Here is a 22,776-nt window from a genome sequence, read left to right as displayed (position 1 = left end):
CCGCCCGGAAGCACGTAGCCCTTGCCCCCTTCCTCCTCCAGCAGCAACACCGACGGATACGACCTCGTCCTGCGCCTCCTGATCGGCGTGCTCGCCGTCGTCGTCCCCCTGTCCCACCTGGCCTGGCTGTCCGGCAACATCACCGCCTACCTCACCGGCGCCAGCTGGGCCCCCTACCAGCCGACCACCGCCCTGCTCCACCCCAAGCAGGTCTGGCCCGACGCAAGCGAAACGTCCCTGCTGATCGGCGCCCGCATCGTCCCCGTTCTCCTGTTCCTCGCCCTCGGCGCAGGGGCGGGCGTCCTGTGGGCCCGGCACAAGAACCGAAACGGCGGCCGGAAAAAGAAGATCACCGACATGGCCAAGGCCCGGGACATCGAACCGCTGATGGCCAAGGCGATCACCGACAAAGCCCGCTCCCTGCGCCCCAGCCTGAAGGACACCAAGCACATCGACGCGAAGGACACCGGCATCCTTCTCGGCAACCTGCAGGGCAGCCGCCACGAGGTACGGATGGGGTTCGAGGACGTCGCCGTCGCGATCATGGCGCCCCGGTCCGGCAAGACCACCAGCTTGGCGATCCCCTCCATGCTCGGCGCACCCGGCCCGGTCCTGCTGACGTCGAACAAGGCCGCTGGCGACGCCTTCACCACCGCCTACGAGGCAAGGGCCCGGGCGGGGACGGTGTGGACCATGGACCCGCAGCAGATCGCGCACGCCGCCCGCGAGATGTGGTGGAACCCCCTCGCCAGCGCGAAGACCCTGGACGGGGCGAACCGACTCGCCGGGCACTTCCTCGCCGCAAGCGTCGATGCGCCCCAGCAGGGCGACTTCTGGTCGAAGGCCGGCAGCAACATCCTGTCCCAACTGCTGCTGGCCGCAGCGCTCGACGAGCGCCCGATCACCGACATCATGCAGTGGCTCGCCTTCCCCGCCGACCGTACACCGCTCGACATCCTGCGCGACCACAACTTCGCCGCCGTCGCCGCTCAGCTCAAGGGCACGGTGGAGGGGCCACCCGAGACCCGGGACGGCATCTACGAGACCGCTCGGCAGTACGCCTCCGCGCTCCTGAACGCAGAGATCGCCGCATGGGTGACCCCGCAGAAGGACGTCCCCGAATTCCGGCCGGAGCAGTTCGTCACGTCCACCGACACGCTGTTCCTGCTCAGCAAGGACGGCGGCGGCGGAGCCTCGGCGCTGATCGCCGCGTGCGCAGACTCGGTGATGCGGGCCGCGACCGCGCAGGCCGAACGCGCCGGCGGGCGCCTGGATCCGCCCATGCTCGCGATCCTCGACGAGGCCGCCAACGTCTGCAAAATCTCGGACCTCCCGGATCTGTACTCCCACCTCGGCAGCCGCGGGATCATCCCGATCACCATCCTCCAGTCCTACCGCCAGGGCCAGAAGGTGTGGGGAGACGCGGGCATGGACGCCATGTGGAGCGCTTCCACCGTCAAGGTGATCGGCAGCGGCATCGACGACCCCGACTTCGCCGACAAGCTGTCCCGCCTGATCGGCGACCACGACGTGGAGACCACGTCCACGTCGCACTCGGAGTCCGGCAAGAGCACGTCGGTGTCGATGCGGCAGGAGCGGATCCTGCCCGCTGACGCGATCCGCGCCCTGCCCAAGGGAACCGCCCTCTGCTTCGCCACCGGCATGCGCGCTGCCATGCTCGATCTTCGGCCGTGGTACCGGGAGCCCGGCGCGGAGGAACTGTCCGTGGCGTCCGCCCGCGCGTCGCAGGCGATCACCGCCCGCGCCGTGGCGAAGCACGCGCCGACACAGTCCGACTTCGGGGTAGCCACGTGATACTCGACCTCTTCGCGGGGCCGGGCGGCTGGAGCAGGGCACTGCACGTCCTGGGCGTGCGCGACGTCGGGCTGGAATGGGACCCGTGGGCGTGCAAGACCCGCGCTGCGGCGGGGCAGTTGACCATCCGGACCAACGTGGCGCTGTATCCGACCTGGCCGTTCATCGGCCGCACCCGCGGCGTGATCGCCTCGCCGCCGTGTCAGGCGTGGAGCATGGCCGGCAAGCGCCTCGGCCTGGTCGACCAGCCGCTAGTGCACGCGGCAATCGAGGACCTGGCCGCCGGGCGCGACACCCGCGAACGCCTCCTCGCCGGATGCCGTGACGAGCGCTCCCTGCTCGCCGCCGAGCCGATGCGCTACTTGCACGCGCTGAACACGGTCGGCGAGCCCGACTGGGTCGCCATGGAGGAAGTACCGGACGTACTGCCCTTGTGGAAGCAGTACGCGGCCGTCCTGCGCGGGTGGGGGTTCTCCGTCTGGTACGGGATCCTCAACGCCGCCGACTTCGGCGTCCCGCAGACCAGGAAGCGAGCGATCCTCCTGGCCTCCCGCGTCCGTACGGCGCAGCCGCCCACGCCCACACACGCCCAACTCGCCGAGCCGGAATCGCTGTTCGGTCCGGGCCGCGCCCGCTGGGTCAGCATGGCCGAAGCCCTGGGATGGGGCGCGACCGACCGCCCCGTCCCCACCGTCTGCGCGGGCGGCGGACCCGGCGGCGGCCCCGAACCATTCCCTTCTGGCTCCCGCAAGACTCTGTCCGACGCCCGAGAGCGCGGCACCTGGATGCCCCGCCCGGACGGGATGGTCCTGCAGTCCCGCCGCGAAGGCGCGGGATGGGCGGCCCGGCACGGCACCCCCGACAACCGTGCCGCCGACGCTCCGGCGCCCACGTTCACCGCCGAGGCCCACCGCTGGTCCTGGTCCCTACGCAGCAACAACCAGGCCAACGCCACCGTCCGTCCCCTGTCCGAGCCGGCCGGCACGCTGTTCTTCGGACACCGCGCGAACGAGTGCACCTGGGTCGCCGAACCCGCCACACTTACGGCCACGGACACCGATGCGCCAGCCGTTCCCGAGCCAATCCGGATCACCGCCCGCGAGGCCAGCCTCCTGCAGACCTTCCCCGCCGACTACCCCTGGGCCGGCAACAAGGGCCAGCAGTTCTCCCAGATCGGCAACGCCGTTCCCCCGCTGCTCGCCGGCCACCTCCTCGCCCCACACCTCGGCGTCACCCTCGACCCCGACGACTTCACCCTCGCCGCCTGATGCCCCACGCCCCCGAACCCGACGAAGACGACCTCAACGCCATCCCACCGCCCCAGCCCGTGTTCCACGTCGAGCAGGCCCTCCTCGGGGCCCTCCTCCTCGACCCGCACCGCCTGGACGACGTGAGCGGCATCGCCGCCGACTCGTTCTTCACCGCCGCGCACGCCGCCCTGTACGCCGCGATCACCACCCTGCCGCGGCCCGACCCCGCCGAGCACGCGAAGAACACCCAGTGGCTCGACCGCGTCCTCGCCAAGGCCCGGGAGCAGGCGCGCGGACTGACCGCCTCCTACCTGCACACCCTCGTCCAGGTCTGCCCCTGGCCCAGCCACGCCCCCGCCTACGCCCGGATGGTCGAGGCGGAGCACGCCCGTCGCCGCCTGCTGACGGCCGCCGAACGCCTCGTCCACACCGTCCACGACGTTTCCCTCCCGCACCCCGTCCAGACGGTGCTCGCCGAGGCCGATGCGCTCGCCGCGATCGTGGACGACATCGCGAGCCGCTTCCCCCCGCGCTCCGGCGTCCTCCCCCGCACCCCGGCACCGCCCCCCGCCCTCGCCCCCGACCACACCGAGGCGGTCGAGGAGGAGCAACTACTACTCGCCACCGCCACCGCCCGCCCTGACGGCATCGACTCCGTCCGGTGGCTGATCCCCGACGACCTCACCCTGCCGCTGCACGCCGGCCTGTGGCAGTGCCTGACCACCCTCGCCCGCCGCAGCGAGGCCGTCGACCCCGTCACCGTCCTGTGGGAAGCCCAGCAGCGCGGCCTGCTGGACGACGGCAGTGAACCGGGCGAGGTCCTCCGCATGCTGGCCGAACCGGCCGGTTCCGTCGAGCACTGGGGCGAGCGCGCCCTGCAGCGCTCTCTCCTGGCCACGGCCGAGCACACCGGCCGGCGCATCGAGGCGTATGCCGGCGACCCGGCGAACGCTCCGTTCCAGCTCGTCGTCGGCGCCCGCCGATCCCTCGCCGACATCGCCGCCGTCCGCACCCGCTGGCAGCACGCCACCGCATCCCTCTGTTGCCCGTCTCCACGTCGGCGACCGGCGCCCGCCACCCGCGCCGGCCCGCCGACCACCACGGCCGCGCACGTCGCCCGGTCCACACGAGCAACCCGATAACCCCCCGTGTACACGGTGGCCGGACCCGAAGGCCCGGCCACCGGCAGAAGAGACGAGACCCCCACGTGACTCCCGCCATCGACGCCCACGTCCGCCTCGACACCCACCCCACTCACCCGAGCGCCGTAACCGCCGTCCTGACCGGCAGCCAGGCCGGCGTCGCTCTCATGGCTCTGGAGGCTGCCGACTGGAGCGCTGCCGCCACCAACGTCCTGGTCCTGGCCCGCATCGATCACGAGGAGCCCTACTGGGCCGACGACGCCGCCAAGCAGCTGATCGCCGAAGGCATCACCGTCGAGATCACCTCGCGGCTCCAGGAGGCCATGGACGAGGAATGGACTTGGGCGAACTATCCGATGCCGTGGTGCAACCGCAGCGAAATCCGCGAGGTCTCCAAGCAGGCGCAGAAGATCCACGACGACATCCGCAACGGCCAGCTCCTCCTCCACGCCCACGCCTACGACGGCCACACGACCGTCGCCCGCGCAGGCCCTGCTCGCCTTCGAGAAGGTCCACTCGCCCGAGATGCGCCCCGGACCGGCGCCCCTGACCGACACCGAACGCGCCGCCATCGAAGCGCGCTCCGTCTTCGACGTCACCACGGCCAAGTCCGAACCCTCCAGCCCGGAGCCGGAGACCGTCCCCGTCAATTTGGCCGATGCCGGCGACCACGACGCGCTCCTCGACACCTTCCTCGACGCGCACAGCGAGTTCGAGAAGTGGCGGACCTGGTCGGACGAGACAACCCACGCCATCCACGAGTCGCAGACCCTGCGCATCGAGCGCGTCCACGAAACCCCCGCCCACGAGACCGCCTGGACCGTAGCCGCCTACGAGACACCCGTCTCCGACCGCATGTGGGTCCTCACCGCGACCGGCGCCACCCCAGCCCCGGTGCTGCAGGATTTGCTGACCCACCTCGCCGACGGCGACGGCTGGGACACGGTCATCGGCACCCCGGTGGACGAGAAGATGGTCACCTCGGCCACCCAGCCGCTCTCCGACGCCGGATGGAAGCACACCGTGGACGGACGATGGATCCGCTGGACGTCCCCCGACGGGGACGCGGGCGTCCAGTTCGACGCCTTCGCCGCACAGCACCCGAGTCAGAACCTGGCCACTTGGACCGTCTGGGCCGGTCCCGGTCCGGACCGGCCCACCTGGGCCATCACCGCGTCCCCGCACACCCCGAGTTCGCTGCTGACGGGGCTCTCCGAGTTCCTCGCCCATGAGACCGGCACGCGCCAGGCCCAGCTAGGCCGCGAGCACAGGACCCGCCTCGCCGCCAGTGCGCCGGCTGCTCCGGCGGTCACGGCCAGCCGACTCGCCAGCCGTTCACGCTGATCATCGGCCCACACGAGCGGGGCAACATAGTGCGGGATCGCCGGTTGGCCAAACCGGCGATCCCGCACACCATAGATAGTCCACCGCCACCCCCTGTCCGAACGTCGAAAGGCCCCACCCACGACCGCAGACACAACGCGAAGCGCAGCCCGCCAGTAGGCAGGCGGCGGCATCCGATCACGCCGCCGCGTAGCTCACCCGGAACAGATCCTGCGCCCGCTCCACATCCCTCGGCGTACGGAGCTGGACCTCCAGGTCGCCCGTCCCGTGGTGACCGAGACCGGACACGTCCCGAGTGAAGGCCGGAACGAGGTCGACGTCCTTCGGATCGACCTTCAGGTAGACCAGCAGCTTGCTGCGCTGCGGCGGGCACAGGCAGGCGAAGTTCCGCAGCCGCTGGTACGCCCGGTACTGCTTGCGCTCAACGCGGTTCACTCCGTCCCCGAGCCCGAGCAGGACCTGGTCGACCGCGCCCGCCAGCTCAGCCATCGCCGAACCCTGGACGTCCGCCGCTGCCTGGGCAACAGACTGTCGCCGTGCCCGGCGGGCCACCTGCATGCCGCCGCTCACGGAGGCCACGGTCTCAAGGCCGAGCAGGTCGCTGCCGAAGAGCCGGTAGCGGACCAGGTCGATCGAGCGCCGGTGCTCGCGCACGGCGTGCACGTCGTAGCGGGTGAAGTCACCGGCGATGCAGATCAGGCGCGGGCCGCTCCACAGGACCTGGGACGCGGCCGTCACCCCGAGCCGGTCGCGGACCAGGTGCTCGAACTCAGCACGGTGGTCCATCAACCAGGCCAGGTAGAACAGGCCCTGATTGATCACGCCGGCATCCGTGCCCCGCTTGTACTCGACGATGACCGGCGAGCCGTTCTCGTCCAGCCCGAGCGAGTCGATCCGGCCCCCGTGCACCGGTCCGGTGCTGTACTCGCTCGCCAGGAACCGGACGCCCAGCAGCGTCTCCATGTGCGTCTCGACGTGACCCTGCACATCGGCTTCGATCTCAGCAAGACACGGCATGACCTCGGTCATGCCGCTATTCGTCGTGTCCGTGCGGAACAGCTTCAGGCCCGACACCTTCCCCTCCTCGGCTCGGAGATCACCAACGCCGACAAGGTGCGGGACTGTTTCCACGAGAGGCTTCGGAGGTGTGAAGATAATGTGAGACCCTACGTACGGCCTGATCGGGGAGTGCTCGCGTCCCCCGGTCACCGGGAATCCGCGATTCCCCCATGCGTCCCCCGCAACCCGGGGGACAACGCCCGGAAGCTGCGTTTACGCAGGTCAGCCCCCGTAGCTCAGCGGATAGAGCACGTGCCTTCTAAGCGCCTGCTCTATCCGTCACACCACCGCAGCACCGTTCAACTCCTCCAGCGCCAACGAGTGCGCACCACGAGCCGGGCATCAGGGAATCGGACAGCCGCCAGCATCGACTGTGCCTTTCTATATAGCGCCTCATACACGAGATTGACCGCACCCTTCACCCCACTCGAAAATCGCCTTCTGCGCGGACGGAATTTCACCCACAGTCGGCCCGCCGGCGGTTTAGGTCCATTTTCAAGGCGATCGCCAGGTCGTCAGCGAGGCGGTCCACCGCCCGAAGTCGCGTGCACTCCGCTCGCAGCAACCGCAGCATGTGACCGTCCGCCGGAACCCTCAACCATCGCGGTCGCTCCTGCGGCCCGTGGCGCACGAAGCACGCACCGTCATGACCGATCCATCCCTCTGTGTCAGTCCCTCCCCTTAATATTCACAGGGGTTCAGCTGAGGCGGTGTCGCCTGCAAGAGCCCGGCGGGGTAGGCGCACGAGCAGACGGAGAGCGGCATGCGGGAAGGCCGGTGGACAACAGTCACCGAGTCCGAGTACGAGCACGAGCGCCGCGGTCTTGAGGCGATCCGTCGGCGTCTGCCGGACGAGGAGCCTTGGCGTGCCTGGTCGAATTTCACGTTCACTGCGACCAGCGGTCACGTGCGGGAGATCGATCTTCTGGTGACGGCTCCAGCCGGGGTGTTCCTGATCGAGCTGAAGGACTGGCACGGCTCGGTACACGGCGGTGGCAACGACTGGGTGCAGACCACGCCCGGCGGGACCATGCGACGGCACGGCAACCCGCTGCACTTGGCGAACCGTAAGGCCAAGGAGCTGTCGGGGCTGGTCAACGGCGACGCACGGGGCCCCGGGTCCCGGCCGCGAATCTGGGTGGGTGAGGCGGTCTGCTTCACCGACGACAGGCTGCGGGTGACGCTCCCGGCCACCGACATGAACGGCGTGTTCACGGTCAAGCAGCTCGTGGAGATGCTTGCCGAACCCCCGTCCGACGCCCGGCACCGGATCACAGCGGAGACGTCCCGTCACGTCGAGGCCGCCCTGAAGAGACTCGGTATCGCCTCGATCCGCCGCCAGCACGAAGTCGGCGGCTATCTCCTCGACGCCAAGGCGTTCGACTCTGGTCCCACGTGGGCCGACTATCGAGGTCGTCACTCACAGCTGCACGACCTGGCGAGGGTGCGGATCTTCCTCAGCGAACGGGGAGCTTCCGACGACGCCCGCCGCTCCGTGGAGCGGGCCGCCGCACGCGAGGCCATGGTCCTCAGCCGGTTCCGGCACCCCGGCGCGGTGCAGCTGAAGACCTATCTGCCCTCCGGGCATCCGGCCGGTCCGGCGATCCTCTTCGACTACCACCCGGAGACGCTGCGCCTGGACGACTACCTCGTTGAGCACGGACAGCGGCTCAACATCGAGGGACGCCTCGCCCTGGTACGCCAGCTCGCGGAGACGGTGCGCTCCGCGCACTCGCGCCGGGTACACCACCGGACTCTGTCGGCGCACGCCGTGCACGTCGTACCGCGTGACCGCGGGCCGCGCGGGCGGGAGCTCGGCGAGGAGCAGCGTTGGGTCCGCCCCTGGCTGCAGATCGCTGACTGGCAGATCGCCACGGGGCAGAGCGCGAGCAGCGGCCGGCCGCTGACCCTGGCACCCACCCATATGTCGGGTTCGCACGTCTCCGAACAGGCCGATCCGTATCTGGCTCCCGAGCTGCGCCTACCGAAGGCCGATCCGGTGCGTCTGGATGTGTACGGGCTCGGGGGGCTCACGTATCTGCTGATCACCGGGCAGGCGCCTGGCGCGAGCCAGGGCGAGGTCCTGGCGCACCTCGAATCCGGCGGAAGTCTGCGCCCCAGCGCGCTGGTCGACGGACTGCACCCCGACATCGATGACCTGGTCGAGGCGTCCACCGCGTATGAGCCGAGCCGACGACTGTCCACGGTCGACGATTTCCTCGAGATGCTGGAGTGCGTCGAGGAGGCGTTCGCCGACGAAGCCTCGGCGGACGACGAGAAGGCCGTGGGTGCTACCGATAGCGGGGCTGGGGACAGCAGCAGTGGTACAGGGGCTGGTGGAGAACCGGACGAGCCCGAGAAGGACCCGCTGGAGGCGGTGGCCGGCGATGTGCTGGCAGGCCGCTGGGAAGTCCTGCGCCGACTCGGCACGGGATCGACGTCGCGGGCGTTTCTGGTGCGGGACCTGGCGGGCGAGCCGCGCCGCAGCGGCGCCCTGCCGGTGGCCGTACTCAAGGTCGCGCTGAGCGACGCCAAGCATGCGGTTCTGGACCGGGAGGCGGAGGTCCTGGGCCGTATCCACCGGGACTCCAGCATCATCTCGCTGTACGAGCCGGAGCCGCTCACGCTGGCGGGACGCCGCGTCCTGGTACTGGAATACGTGGGCGACAGCCGCGAACACCGCGAGGACACCGCAGGGACGGGCAGCGCGGCGAAGGGACCGCGCCGCCGCGAGGACACCGTCGCCCGCCAGTTGCGGGACAACGGCCGCTTGGGCATGGACCAGCTGGAGGCGTACGGGAAGTACCTGTTCGGCGCGGTGGACCACCTGGAGGCGGAGGGAATCTGGCACCGCGACCTCAAGCCGGACAACATCGCGATCCGTATCCGTGGCAACGGCACCCGGCAGCTGGTCCTGATCGACTTCTCGCTCGCCGGCTACCCGGCCAAGGAGATCGAGGCCGGCACCGAGGGATACCTCGACCCGTTCGTGGGCGTCGTCACGCGCGGTACCTACGACGGGCATGCCGAGCGTTACGCACTCGCGGTCACTCTGCATGAGATGGCGTCGAACGAGCTGCCGCGCTGGGGCGACGGCTCGGTCACCGCCCGGCAGACGGACGCGGAGAAGTGGCCCCACCCGCAGCTTGCCGCCGACGCCTTCGAACCGGCTGTCCGAGACGGTCTGGTGGCGTTCTTCCGCAAGGCGCTGGCCCGGGACGTGAAGGACCGCTTCAGCGACCTGAAGCCCATGGAGCGTGCGTGGCAACGCATCTTCCTGGATGCGCAGCGCACGACGGCGCCGAGCAGTGGTCACACGGAACAGTCCGGGCGCGACGCGGCGGCCGGACGGGACGGGACCGCGGGCGGTCAGCCGCAGGGTCAGGCACAGATCGGGCGGGAGGACGACGACGCCTCCGCCGAGCAGATCCGCGACGAGCAGGCTGAGCGCGCGGACCGCTCCACATCACTGTCAGTGGCTGGTCTGACGCAGTCGGCGCAGTCGCAGCTGTTCGCCATGGGGCTGAACACGGTCGGGGATGTCCTGGACTACTCGGCGCGCAAGTTCCTCACCGCGCCGGGCATGGGCTCGCGTACCCGGGAGGAGATCCAGCGCCGGCAGAAGGAGTGGAACGCCCGGCTGGGCAAGGCCGCCCCCGCGCCGCTGAGTCCGGAGGCCCGCAAGGCGGCCGGCCAGGAGCTTTCGGAACTGGAGCGCGCTCTCGCCGACACCGTCGCGGTCGTCGGCGAGGAGGTGCGCTCTCCGCTCGTGCTCGGCGCACTCAGCCTGGATGCTCTCGCGTCCCGCCTGGTGCCCAAGCCGTCCGGTGGCAGCGCCAAGTCGAACGCCACCGAGCGCGAAGCGATCCGGCTGCTGCTGCGGTTGCCCGACGAGCGGGGTGTGCTGCCGGGCGACCTGGCGTGGGTCCGTCAGCTGGACGTGGCCGACGCGGTCGGGCTGACGCGGGGCCGCATTCCGCAGATCGTGAAGAAGGCCCGCGAGCGCTGGTTCAACGATCCGGCCCTCGGCTTGCTCCGCGACGAACTGGTGGAGCTGCTCGCCGAGCGTGGCCGGGTCGTCCCGGCCGTCGAGATCGCCGACGCGCTTATCGCCCGGCGCGGCACCCAGCTGCCCGAGCGGCGCGAGCGGCGGGCACTGGCCCTGTCGGTCCTGCGCGCGCTGGTCGAGCGGGAAAGTTGGGACAACGAGACACCGCAGCTCTTCCGCTACTTCCACGCCCGCATGCCCAGGGGAGCCGCCCCGGTGCTCGGGCTGCTCGCCCTCGATGTCCGCGAAGGCGTGGACGGCCCGGACACTCCGACGGGGCCGGCCCTGCAGGAGTACGCACTGAACCTGGGCGCGAAGGCCGACAAGCTGGCGGCGCAGGAGTCCCTGCCGACGGCGAGCACAGTGCTCACCGACCTCGACGCGGTGCGTCGCCCACCCGGCACCCTGAACTGGGACGAGCGTCGCACCGCCGAGATCGCGGTTGCCGCCTCCACCCAGGCCGCGCTCACCCCCCGCCTGGAGATCTATCCGCGCGACCTGGGCCTGGTCCGTGGCCTGCGCATCACGCAGGCCGGTGTGGTCGCCGTGCAGCCGGGTGTCGAAGAGGACCGGCAGCCGGGCCTGACCGTGTCCGACCTACACAAGCGGGTCACCACCCGCTTCCCCGAGCTGGGCACCGACCCTCTGGCGCCGCGCGAACTGCCCAGCGGCAGCGCGCTGGTACGAGACCTGAAGCAGGCCGGTTTCGAACTGAAGCTGGCCACCCGTTACGACGGCGTGCTCCGCCTGATCCCCGACCGCCCCACTGATGGCTCCACCGCGGGTCTCACCTCGGCGAGCTGGGGCGCGTCGGCGGCCCGCCGGTCCACCCCGAACCGCTACGACGAGGATGCCGCGGTCGCCGCCGCCGTCAAGGCCGACCAGCGTCTGGTCCACTCGGCCCGGCAGGACGGTTTCCGGATTCTGACCGTGCCGCAGCGCCGGGTCGAGGAGGCGGTACGGCGACTGTCCGAGGCGCCGTACGGGGCCCAGCCGCTCTCACTCACCGGGCTGTTCGTCGCCGAGCTGCGCGGTGTGGTGCGCGAGACGCCGAAACCGACCTGGAAGACGGTCCTGAAGGCGGACGCCGCCGAGACCGGCAGCCGTCCGCACCAGCAGCTGCGGGTGCGCACCGATAAGGCGTGGGGGCGGGTCGAACCGAAGCTGCGGGAGCGGTTGACGGCGGGCGGGTCCGCTGGTTCAGGTTCGGGTCCTCTGCTGCTCACCGACACGGCGGCCCTGGCCCGGTACGACGCGCTCGACCTGCTCGGCCGCCTCGCGGAGACCGCACGGGAGGGTGGCCGTCCGCTGTGGCTGCTCGTCGCCGCGTCCGACCCGGCGCGGGCGCCGCGCCTGGCCGGGCAGAGCGTGCCGTACCAGGCGGGGTTCGACGAGTGGATCGTCGTGCCGGACGCGTGGGTGGGGCGCCGACATTTGGCACCGGAGGCGTGAGCTCGCGGCTCCGGCCGGGCCGTTAGTCCCGGTCCTTGGTCCTGGTTCTCGCCGTTGTTCTCGTCCTTATCCTTGTTTGTTCCGTATCACTTCACTTCGGGAGTCGTTCGTGATCGACCGCAAGAGCCTCCTCGCCGATCTGCAGAAGCAGGTCAAGGCGGCGGAGAGCGATCTTGAGCAGCAGGTCAAGGCCGTCCCCGAGGTTGGGACGAAACTGCGCGGCGAGTACGACACGGCCCGGAAGCTGGGGCGTACGGCGGCCACCTGGAACGCGTGGTTGGGCGAGCGAGTCACGCAGGTGGCGGTGGCCTGGGTGCTCGGCACGGTCTTCGTCCGATTCAGCGAGGACAACGGGCTGATCCCGGAGCCGTACATCACGGCCCCGGATGTAGCGGGCCGGGAGGTCGCGCAGGCGCGGTACGACGAGTATCTGGAGAAGGACGCCGACCCCACGTACCGGGGATGGCTGGAGGCCGCGTTCGAGGAGCTGGGCGCGGGGCAGGCCGGGCGGCTGCTCTTCGATCCGGACCACAATCCGCTGTTCCAGATTCCGCTGTCGCATGACGGTGCCGGGGCGCTGTTGGCGTCTTGGCGGGAGCAGCGGGTTGAGGTGGGGGACGGGGGCTCCGGCGAGGGTGACGGTGGGGATGGCGGCTCCGTGCATGTGCTGGTGCACGACTTCCGTGACCCACTGAGCGAGGACGGTACGGAAGGGTGGGACACCCGCTTCCTGGGCGACCTATACCAGGACCTGAGCGAGGCTGCCCGCAAGACGTACGCGCTGCTCCAAACCCCGGAGTTTGTCGAGGAGTTCATCCTCGACCGGACGATGACACCGGCGGTACGGGAGTTCGGCTTCGCCGAGCTGAAGATGATCGACCCGACGTGCGGGTCCGGGCACTTCGTGCTGGGCGCGTTCCGGAGGCTGGTACGGATGTGGGCCGAGCAGCGGCCGGAGGTCGGCCCGTACGAGCGGGTGCGGGCGGCGCTGGAGTCGGTGCACGGGGTGGACCTCAACCCGTTCGCGGTGGCGGTGGCCCGGTTCCGGCTCCTTGTCGCGGCGATGGCGGCGAGCGGGATCAGGACGTTCGCCGGGGCGCGGGCGTATGACTGGCCGATCCAGTTGGCGGTGGGCGACTCGCTCATCAAGGATCGACAGCTGGAGTTGCAGCTGGGGCTCGGGGAAGATGTTGCCGGAGACCCGCTGGCCGAGTTCTCGTACGCGACGGAGGACGTGCACGAGTACGAGCGGATTCTTGAGCCGGGGCGGTACCACATGGTGGTGGGCAACCCGCCGTACATCACGGTCAAGGACAAGAGCCTCAACAAGTTGTATCGGGATCTGTACGACGCGTGCGCGGGAACCTACGCGCTGTCGGTGCCGTTCGCGCAGCGGTTCTTCGAGCTCGCCAAGCGGGTCGACGAGTATGGCAACGGCGAAGGCTACGGATTGGTCGGCCAGATCACGGCGAACTCGTTCATGAAGCGCGAGTTCGGCACGAAGCTCATCGAGGATTTCTTCGCGCGGAAGGTCGAGCTGACGGAGGTCATCGACACGTCGGGGGCGTACATCCCAGGGCATGGGACACCGACGGTCATCCTGGTGGGTCGCTCCAGGGAGGGCTCGAAGCGTCAGTCCTCGATCCGGACCGTGCGGAGCGTACGGGGGGAGCCATCGGCACCGGACAACCCGGAAGAGGGGCTGGTCTGGCGTGCGATCGAGGAGCAGATCGACCGGCCGGGAAGTGCCGGGCAGTGGGTTTCGGTGGACGACCTGGAGCGAGGTCAGTATTTCGGGAAGCAGCCGTGGATCCTGGCTGACGGCGGCTTGGAACTGAATCAAACAATCGGACGCTTCGCAACTTCTAAGGTCAATGACGTACAACGCGCTATCGGCAGGTATGCACACACCGGAAACGATGACGTCTATTTCACTCCATCGGGAACGTGGGGTCGTTTCGGTGTAGTTGATACACACGCGGTGCCCCTGATCACCGGCGAAGATGTCCGCGACTGGAGCCTCAACCCGACAACAGAGGCACTTTTCCCGTACGGGGACAATCTGCGCGCCGCGCTCACGCACGATACCGAACGCCTCCTCTGGCGACACCGAACCTCTCTACGAGGTCGACAGGAACTCGGGGGAACACCAGAAGAAATCGGCCTTAACTGGTTTGAATGGAGTCGTTGGCATCCTGAGCGCTTCTCGGAACCTCTGGGAGTCTCGTTTCCATTCGTCGCTACGCACAATCACTTCGCCCTCAGTCGTGGCGGGCAGGTGTTCAACCGCCACGCGCCTGTGATCAAGCTGCGGGAGGGGGCGAGGGAGGAGGAGTATGTGCGGCTGCTTGGGCTGCTCAATAGCTCCACGACTGGGTTCTGGCTCAAGATGGTTAGTCACGACAAGGGCAGTCAGGGCGTCAACGAGGGCTACAAATCGCAGGTTTGGGAGCGTTTCTACGAGTTCACCGGAACCAAGCTCCAAGAATTCCCCCTCCCCTCCGAATACCCCACTGCCCTCGCCACATCCCTCGACACCCTCGCCCAACACCTCTCCGCCACCACCCCCACCGCCCTCGCAGCCAAAGCACCCCCCACCGCCCCCGCCCTCCGCGAAGCCGAGGCCGACTACGCCTCCACCCGCGCCCGCATGATCGCCCTCCAGGAAGAGCTGGACTGGCAGGTCTACTCCCTCTACAACTTGCACTCCGAGGACCTCCGCCTCCCCGACCCCAACGCCGTCCCCGAACTCGCCCTCGGCGAGCGGGCCTTCGAAATCGTGCTCGCTCGCCGCGTCGAAGCCGGCGAGGCTAGCGACGAGTGGTTCAAGCGCCACGGATCCACCCCCCTCACCGAGATCCCCGCCCACTGGCCCGACGACTACCGCGCCCTCGTCCAGAAGCGCATCGACACCATCGAGTCCAACCGGGCCATCGGCATGGTCGAGCGCCCCGAGTACAAGCGGCGCTGGGCCACCGAGGGCTGGGACGCCATGCGGCAGAAGGCCCTGCGCTCCTGGCTGCTCGACCGAATCGAGGACCGCTCGTACTGGTTCGATGAGCAGGGCAATCCGACCGTCACCACCCTCCCCCGGCTCACCGAGAGCCTGTCCACCGACAGCGACTTCACCGCCGTGGCCGAGCTGTACGCACCCAGACAGGACCTCACCAAGACCGTGCGCGAGCTGCTCGCCGAGGAGCACGTCCCGTTCGTCTCCGCCCTGCGCTACAAGTCCGCCGGGCTGAAGAAGCGCGCCGACTGGGAGCACGTATGGGACCTTCAGCGGGAGGAGGACGCCGCGCCCGACGAGCCCTCCAAGCGGAAGATCCGCGAGCGCACCCCCGTACCGCCGAAGTACACCTCCGCCGATTTCCTCAAGCCGAGTTTCTGGCGGGCGCGCGGCAAATTGGACGTGCCCAAGGAGCGGTTCGTGTCGTACGGGACGGTCAACGCGCAGTCGCCGGAGCTGTATGGGTGGGCCGGCTGGGACCATCTCGAACAGGCCCTGGCGCTCGCCTCGTACGTTCAGACCGCCGGTCTGAACGAAGACGACCTCCTCCCCTACCTCGCCGGTCTGCTGGAGCTTCAGCCCTGGCTCGACCAGTGGTACGGCGAGTACGACCCGGAGTTCGGCGCCTCCCCCGCCACCGAGATCCTGGCCTTCCGGCAGCAGAAGCAGGGTGAACTCGGGCTGACCGACGACGCCCTGCGCGACTGGCGTCCTGCCGCCGCCACCCGCGGACGCGGCGCCGCGAAGAAGGCCGCGCCGAAGAAGAAGGCCACACAGACCACCATCCCCACCGCCGAGTCCGACTGATCAGGGCGAGGAGCAGAGAGACCCACCATGGCGTTCATGAGCAAGCAAGCCCCCCGCCTCGAAGCCCGTCCGCTGCTAAGCGAGCTGATCGACATCCCGGAGTCGGTGTCCACCTCCGACTTCGTGCTGAAGCTCAGCGAGGCGGTCACCCCCGAGGGCGCGGAGGCGGCGCTGAAGGATTACGTCGTCACCGACCGCCTCGTCGGCAACTTCACCGAGGCCCTCGACCTCATCAAGTCGGCGCTGGACAGCCACTCCTCCAAGGCGGCTTACCTGCACGGTTCGTTCGGTTCCGGTAAGTCGCACTTCATGGCGGTGCTTTACGCCCTGCTCTCCGGCAACCCGGCCGCCCGCGCCCGTACCGAGCTGGACCCCGTCCGTGCCCAGCACTCGTGGCTGGACGCCGACGGCCGGAAGTTTCTGCTCGTGCCGTACCACATGCTGGGCGCCAAGTCCCTTGAGCAGAGGGTGCTTGGACGGTACGTGGAGCACGTACGCAAGCTGGACCAGGACTGCCCACTCCCCCAGGTTTACCTGACCGAGGGGCTCTTCGAGGACTTCGACCAGCTGCGGCGGCGCAACGGGGACGACTGGGTGATCTCACAGCTCGCCGACGCCGGGGACGGTGACGACGAGGACGAGTGGGGCGAGTCGTTCGCGTGGACCACCGAACTCCTCGACACCGCGGTGAGCGCCCCCGAGGAGCACGAGAACAGCAAGCAGCTCGACCTTGACAATCCCTCCACTCCGCGCGAACTGCGGGCTCGGCTCGTACAGGATCTGACGCGGACGCTGTTCCCCTCCTTCGCGCGGTCCGCGTCCGAGGACGCCGACGGGTTCGTTTCCCTGGACAAGGGGCTCGGCATCATCGCCGCGCACGCGAAGTCGATGGGCTACGACGGGCTCGTGCTGTTCATGGACGAGTTGATCCTGTGGCTGGCCTCGCGGATCCACGACCAGAAGTTCGTCTCCCGCGAAGCCGACAAAATCACGAACTTTGTGGAGGGCGGTGACGAGCGGCGTGCCATTCCGATCGTGTCGTTCATTGCGCGCCAGCGTGACCTGCGGGAGCTGGTCGGCGAGGAGATGTCGGGGGCGGCGGAGGCTGCCGTTCAGGACAGTCTGAAGCTCAGTGGCGGACGCTTCGACAAGATCGTCCTGGAGGACCGCAACCTGCCGCAGATCGCCCGTGCCCGCGTGCTGCGGCCCGTCGACGCGGCGGCCGAGGCGAAGATCGAGGCCGCGTTCGCCGACGCCAAGAAGCTCGGGCCGGACGTCTGGGACACCCTCCTCGGGCACGACAAGTCGACGACCGGCGCGGACGAGGACGCGTTCCGCAAGACGTATCCGTTCCCGCCGGCGTTCATGGACACGCTGGTGCACATCTCCTCGGCGCTGCAGCGGTCCCGTACCGGTCTGAAGCTGATGAGCCAGCTACTCGTCGACCACCGGGACGACTGGCGGCTCGGTCAGCTCGTACCGCTCGGTGACCTGTATCCAGCGATCGCGGGCGGCGGCGACAAGGCGTTCAGCGGCGAGACCCATGTGCACTTCGAGGCCGCCGACAAGCTGTACCGGGACAAACTGCGCCCGTACCTGCTGAAGACCAACCAGGTCACCGAGGACCAGGTGGAGACGTACCGACGGGATCCGGCGAGCCTGGGCGATCCTCAACTGACCGCGCACTGCCGGGACTTCACCGGTGACATCCGGCTGCTGCAGACGCTGCTGCTGTCCGCGCTCGCACCGAGCGTACCCGCGCTCGCCGATCTCACCCTGGCCCGACTGAACGCCCTCAACCACGGCTCCATCACCACCCGTATCGCAGGTACCGAGGTCGGCCGCCTTGAGCAGAAGGCCAAGGAATGGGCGGCGACCTTCCCCGAGATAAAGGTCGTCGGCACCGGTCCCGGCGCGGTGGTCCGCCTCGAACTCACCGGCGTCGACCTGGACGCGGTGCTCGCCAACGCCCAGGTGCACAACAACCAGGCCAGTCGGCGGGCCAAGATGCGGGCCCTGCTCAAGGACGCGCTCGGCGTCACTGACGGACCCGGCGGCTTCGACCCGTACGACGTACTCGACCTGGTGTGGAAGGGCACCGAACGGCAGGTCGAGGTGGTGTTCGGCAATGTCGCCGACGCCGACTCCCTGCCCGAGTCGACGCTGCGGCCCAGCCAGGACGACGCTTGGCGGCTCGTCGTCGACCTCCCTTACGACGAGGGCGAGTTCGGGCCGATGGACGACGTGCAGCGGCTGCGTGCGCTGCGCGAGAAGCCAGGGGGCGAGGGCAGCACCCTGGCCTGGCTGCCGACGCATCTGACGGACGCGACGCGCGGCGACTTCGAGCGTCTGGTCGTCATCGACAAGGCCCTCGCCGACGACGCCCGCTTCGACTCCGAGTACGCGCGTAGCCTCGGCGCCGACGACAAGGCACGCGCCAAGTCCATGCTGGCCTCGCAACTCGACATCCTCACCGAGCGGGTCCACCAGGCCCTGCGGCAGGCGTACGGCCTCGCGCAGAAGCAGGAAGGGGTCGTCGACCTCAGCTTCGACACTCATCTGGTCGCCCAGCAGGAGGTGGCCGAGCTGCGGCTGCCGCTCGGTGCGGCCCTGGATGTGGCCGCCCGGGAGCTCGCCGGGAAGCTGCTCAGCCACCAGTACCCGGCGCACCCCGATCTGGACCCTGAGAACACCGGGAAGTCCGTCAAGGCAGCCGAGATCCGAACGGTTTTCGGGTACGTGCGCAAGGCCGCCGAGCACCGTGACGGACAGGTGGAGGTCGAGGCCAAGGACCGCAAGGTCATGGGCAGGATCGCCAGTGGGCTCGGGCTCGGTGTGATGCGGGAGGCGTACTACCGGCAGGCGAGCCTGTGGGCCGACCATTTCACCGCGCAGGCGCGACGGGACTCCGTCGCCGAGCCGACGCTGGTCCGGCTCTCCGACTGGAGTGACCTTCCCCAGCCGCGTGGGCTGCCCGAGCCGCTGCGCAGACTGCTGGCCGCCGCGTACGCAGAGATGACCGACCGGGTGTGGGTGCGCGGCGGGGTGCCAGTGGAGCCCGCGCCCGCGCCGCACGAGCTGAAGCCGGAGTTCGCGCTGCGCGAGCAGCCGCGGCCGGACGACGGCGACTGGGAGCGGGCGCGCGAGCGGTTCGAGACGGTGTTCGGCGGTGTCGCGCCGCAGCAGAACCGCGGCCGGATCGTGAACCAGTTCGCGGGGCAGATCCGGCAGGCCGCGAGCGGCCTCGCGCAGGACGCCGGCCGTCTTGTCACCGAGCTGGAGAAGCACCGCGCCTTCCTGCAGCTGACCGACGACTCGCCGCGGCTCGTCCTGGCCCGGCAAGCCCAGGAGCTGCTGCGGCAGGTCACCGAGACGGGCGTCGAGGCCAAGTCCGTCGTGGAGCGGCTCGCCCGCTTCGGTCTCGGCGACTACACCGCGCAGCGGTACGGGATGTCCCTCAAGAGCGCTGGAAAGGTCGCCGGAGCGCTGCAGAACACCAGTTGGGACCATCTCGGCCTGGCCTCCACCACGGGAGTGGAAGGCGAGGCAGTCCTGACGCGGATGCGGGAGGCCGCTTCCGGTGACCCGGGGGACTATCCCGACCTGCCCGGAGTGCTGAGCGCCTGCGGCAAGGAAGTGGTGGCCCTGCTGAGGTCCCGTCAGGCTCCGCCCCCGCCCGCTCCCCCCGTCTCGACGACGCCAAGCTCCGAGGACGTCGATCTGGGCGGCGGCTCCGCTCATCCACAGGTGCTGCCCGAACCGCCGGCCCAGCCTGGGCCAAGCGCGGGAGCGCGTTCCATCGCCCGGAGTGGCGGCGGACGGACTACCGCGGCCCGCGCCGCAGCGGAACTCCAGGCGGAGATCGCGGCACTCGCGGCCGATCATCCGGACGCTGTCGTGGAGGTCGTCTGGAAGGTCGTGGACTGATGCCCACCACCGCGACCTCCTCCGCCGCCCCCGCGGCCTCTCTGCCAGCGGGTCTGGCCCGGCTGTCGGCGGGGACCGTCCGCCAATACCTGGCCGCCCGCAGCCGGCTAGGCGACGGCGCGGTCCGTGTCCTGCTGTTGCGAGCGGCTCCTGTCTGGGACGCGCCCGCCGTCCAGCGCACGGCGGGCGGTCTGCGGGCCCGTGTGGCCGTCGCACCGTCCGTACTGGCCGTGCACGAGCTGATCCTGGAGCACCTGGAACACCCGGCTGACGGGGCGTCGCCCGACCCGCGGGTCCTGGTCGTGCTCACCGACCGCGAGGACACCGACCTTGATCCCGGCCTGCTGGCCCGGGCCTACGGCGGCCGGATCCGGTCCGTCGACAACTGGGAGGTCGTACGGGAGGCGTTCGACGCCCGCGGGATCGACGGGCGGCTGCGCGCGGAGAGCTGGGCTGCCGAGGCACTAGTGGACGCCGCCTCCACCCGACGCTGGCCCTCGCTCGGCAAGGGGCTGCTCTCCCGTGACGAAGCGCTGACCCGGCTGGCCAGGCGCCGCCTGCGGCTGACCCGTGACGACACGGACGCCCTGGGCGCACCGGCCGCGCTCGACGACAGCGACCGCGTCGACGCCGTCGCGCTGCTGCGCTGGACACTCACCCCCGGCGGCCCCGACCTGCTGCGCGATCTGCGCGGACCGGAACGCGCCGGCCTCGCAGCCTTCCTCGGTGAGCCCGAGCAGGCCGGTTCGACGGGCCGGATCATCACCGCGCTCGTGGAGGCCGAGCACGGGGTGGACGCGGCGGCGTACGCGGTGGTGTGCGCCGCCCTGTGGGAACACGCCACCGCCGATCAGGACACCTACCGGGCACGCGGGCGCGCCGAACGGTGGCTGGGCGAGCAGCCGCCCGCCCAGGGCGACGACCTCGACCGGCTGGTGACGTCCTTCGCGCGCAGCGGCGAGGCGTACGTACACGGTCTGCTGGAACGAGGCGAGCACCGCCTGGCCGACCCGGTGCTGAACCGGGCCGGGCAACTGGTCGTCCAGTTCGGTGCGCAGCGTGCCGCGGCGGCCAGCCCTCTGCTCACGGCCGGCCTCGACACGCGTTTCACTGCGGCAGGGCACGCACTCGCCGAAGGCAGCACAGAGAAGATCACCGGCGCTCTCGCCGAGCTGGCCGAGCACGCGCTCGCCGGTGCCGACACCACCCCTGCCCGTATCGAGCGAGTACGGATGGCGGCCCGGTTGCAGCGCTGGATCGTTTCCCATCCCACGGACGAGATCCCGTCCGTGGCCGAGGGGATCGCGCGGCAGATCCGTGAACTTGGCTGGGTGGACCGGGCGTTGGAGCACCTGGAAGCGGGCGGCGACACGGACCCCGTGCTCGCCGACGCGTACAGTCGGCTCGGCGAACAGGTCCGGTCCGAGCGCCGCGCCCTGGACCGCGCCTTTTCCGAGCGGCTTGCGGTATGGACGGCGGACGGCACCGCCCCCCGCACCATGCTCACCGTGGAGAGCTTCCTGGAGCGCGTGGTCGCCCCCGTAGTCGCCTCGCCAGAGCATCGAGTCCTGCTGCTCCTGGTGGACGGGATGAGCGCGGCGATCGCCGCCGAACTCGGCGAGGAGCTGCGCGCCCACTGGTCGGAGTTCGATCCGCTGCCCGAGCCGGGCGGCACGCCGACCCGTCGGGCGGTGGCCGCGGCGCTGCCCACGCTCACCACCGTTTCGCGTACCTCGCTGTTCGCGGGCGCGCTAATGAAGGGCGACCAGGGCGACGAGAAGCGGCTCTTCCCCCAGCACGCCTGCTGGAAGGGTGCCCCTGCGCAGGTGTTCCACAAAGACGATCTGCGCGGCCCGGACACCGGATCGCCGTTCTCCACTGCCCTGAGTGAGGCCCTGGCCGACGAGCGCACGCATGTCGCGGTGGTCCTGAACACCGTGGACGACCGGCTCGGCAAAGAACAGAAGCTGGGCGACGGCGCCTGGCGGATCAAGGAGATCAGCGGCCTGGAATCACTGCTGCGGGCCGCTCGAGCGGGCGGCATGACCGTCCTGATCACCTCAGACCACGGACACGTGATCGAACGGCGCGGCAACCGGGCCGATGCCCCCGCGGGCACCGTCGCCTCGGCTCGCCACCGCCTGTCCGGTGAACCGCTCGCCCCGTCCGAGGTGGAGCTGTCCGGTCCACGGGTGGTCTGGCCCGAACCCGGTGCGCGTATCGTCGCATTGCGCGACCACGACGCCCGCTACACGGCGATGAAGGCCGGCTACCACGGCGGAGCCACCCTCGCGGAATTCGCCATCCCACTGCTCGCCCTCCTGCCGTTCGGCGCCGAACCGCCAACAGGATGGTTGGAGTTGGGAGAACCGGCCCCCGCATGGTGGAGTACGAAGACCGGTGCCGCACCCTCGGCTGTCGCAAGCGACGCGGGAGCTGTCGAAGTTCCTGGAGCATCGTCGCGCCGCAGACAGACGACCAAGCAGACGAAGAAGGCCGCCGCCACGGCCGAGCCGACCCTGGCTCTCTTCGAAGACCAGCAGGCGACGCCGCCCGCACCCCAGGGCTCGGACTCTGGCGACCCTGCTACCGCCCTGGTGGAACGTCTGATGGCCACCGAGCTGTATGCGGCGCAGCTGGACATGCTGGCCCGTAAGTCCATGGCCAAGGGCGCTCAGCCCGCGTTGGTCGCACTTGTCGAGGCGGGCACCCTGCCGATGACCGCCCTGGCGGAGCGTGCCGGCCAACCGATCGGCCGCGCCCGCGGGTTCGCCACGACACTGGCCCAGCTCCTCAACTACGACGGCGCCCAGATCCTGGAGATCCTGCCCGACAACCGCACGCTGCGTCTGCACCGGGACCAGCTGATCGAACAGTTCGGGCTGTGAGATTCGGGGTGTGTGGCTGCCGGAGGACGCGGTC

The 22,776-nt window shown here is 69.9% G+C and carries 9 protein-coding genes; 8 read left to right on the top strand and 1 reads right to left on the bottom strand.

Features of this window, described 5'->3' with window-relative positions:
* Nucleotides 1-21: 21 nt before the first annotated feature.
* The 4 genes from ACTYVM_RS21080 (at nucleotide 22) to ACTYVM_RS21065 (ending at nucleotide 5,551) form a co-directional block, all read left to right on the top strand.
* On the top strand, nucleotides 22-1,815 hold the full coding sequence (locus tag ACTYVM_RS21080; RefSeq protein WP_445527405.1) for a type IV secretory system conjugative DNA transfer family protein: 1,794 nt from the start codon (nucleotides 22-24) through the stop codon (nucleotides 1,813-1,815).
* Nucleotides 1,812-3,083, top strand: a complete 1,272-nt coding sequence (locus ACTYVM_RS21075) for a DNA cytosine methyltransferase (protein WP_445527404.1) — start codon at nucleotides 1,812-1,814, stop codon at nucleotides 3,081-3,083. The genes ACTYVM_RS21080 and ACTYVM_RS21075 overlap by 4 nt, the downstream gene beginning before the upstream one ends.
* Nucleotides 3,083-4,207, top strand: coding sequence for a DnaB-like helicase N-terminal domain-containing protein (locus ACTYVM_RS21070; RefSeq protein ID WP_445527403.1), 1,125 nt, complete (start codon nucleotides 3,083-3,085; stop codon nucleotides 4,205-4,207). Before ACTYVM_RS21075 ends, ACTYVM_RS21070 begins: the two co-directional genes overlap by 1 nt.
* Before the next feature lie 525 nt (nucleotides 4,208-4,732).
* A complete protein-coding gene (locus ACTYVM_RS21065; protein WP_445527402.1) occupies nucleotides 4,733-5,551 on the top strand; it encodes an SPDY domain-containing protein in 819 nt (272 codons plus the stop codon).
* 177 nt (nucleotides 5,552-5,728) lie between these two features.
* On the opposite strand, the gene ACTYVM_RS21060 is transcribed toward ACTYVM_RS21065, so the two are convergent.
* On the bottom strand, nucleotides 5,729-6,625 hold the full coding sequence (locus ACTYVM_RS21060) for a DUF5655 domain-containing protein (RefSeq protein ID WP_445527401.1): 897 nt from the start codon (nucleotides 6,623-6,625) through the stop codon (nucleotides 5,729-5,731).
* A 748-nt stretch (nucleotides 6,626-7,373) separates the two neighbouring features.
* Here ACTYVM_RS21060 and pglW point away from each other — a divergent pair.
* The 4 genes from pglW to pglZ all read left to right on the top strand — a co-directional run bounded on the left by pglW (nucleotide 7,374) and on the right by pglZ (nucleotide 22,742).
* Complete coding sequence (pglW, locus tag ACTYVM_RS21055) at nucleotides 7,374-12,110, top strand: BREX system serine/threonine kinase PglW (RefSeq protein WP_445527400.1); 4,737 nt, start codon at nucleotides 7,374-7,376, stop codon at nucleotides 12,108-12,110.
* Between the two features lie 109 nt (nucleotides 12,111-12,219).
* On the top strand, nucleotides 12,220-15,927 hold the full coding sequence (pglX, locus tag ACTYVM_RS21050; protein ID WP_445527399.1) for a BREX-2 system adenine-specific DNA-methyltransferase PglX: 3,708 nt from the start codon (nucleotides 12,220-12,222) through the stop codon (nucleotides 15,925-15,927).
* Between the two features lie 27 nt (nucleotides 15,928-15,954).
* On the top strand, nucleotides 15,955-19,854 hold the full coding sequence (gene pglY / locus ACTYVM_RS21045; protein ID WP_445527398.1) for a BREX-2 system ATPase PglY: 3,900 nt from the start codon (nucleotides 15,955-15,957) through the stop codon (nucleotides 19,852-19,854).
* The gene (gene pglZ, locus ACTYVM_RS21040) at nucleotides 19,854-22,742 is read left to right on the top strand and encodes a BREX-2 system phosphatase PglZ (RefSeq protein ID WP_445527397.1); all 2,889 of its coding nucleotides are present in this window, start codon (nucleotides 19,854-19,856) and stop codon (nucleotides 22,740-22,742) included. Before pglY ends, pglZ begins: the two co-directional genes overlap by 1 nt.
* Nucleotides 22,743-22,776 lie beyond the last annotated feature (34 nt).

The organism is Streptomyces cyslabdanicus (genome assembly GCF_052663305.1).
Note: the sequence above shows the minus strand (reverse complement) of the source record. Positions and strands in the feature narration are given on the sequence as shown.

What these genes read in the sequence shown, in the direction of transcription:
- ACTYVM_RS21070 (WP_445527403.1), top strand. Translation starts at nt 3,083, where the DNA reads ATGCCCCACGCCCCCGAACCCGACGAAGACGACCTCAACGCCATCCCA.
- ACTYVM_RS21065 (WP_445527402.1), top strand. Translation starts at nt 4,733, where the DNA reads ATGCGCCCCGGACCGGCGCCCCTGACCGACACCGAACGCGCCGCCATC.
- pglW (WP_445527400.1), top strand. Translation starts at nt 7,374, where the DNA reads ATGCGGGAAGGCCGGTGGACAACAGTCACCGAGTCCGAGTACGAGCAC.
- pglY (WP_445527398.1), top strand. Translation starts at nt 15,955, where the DNA reads ATGGCGTTCATGAGCAAGCAAGCCCCCCGCCTCGAAGCCCGTCCGCTG.
- pglZ (WP_445527397.1), top strand. Translation starts at nt 19,854, where the DNA reads ATGCCCACCACCGCGACCTCCTCCGCCGCCCCCGCGGCCTCTCTGCCA.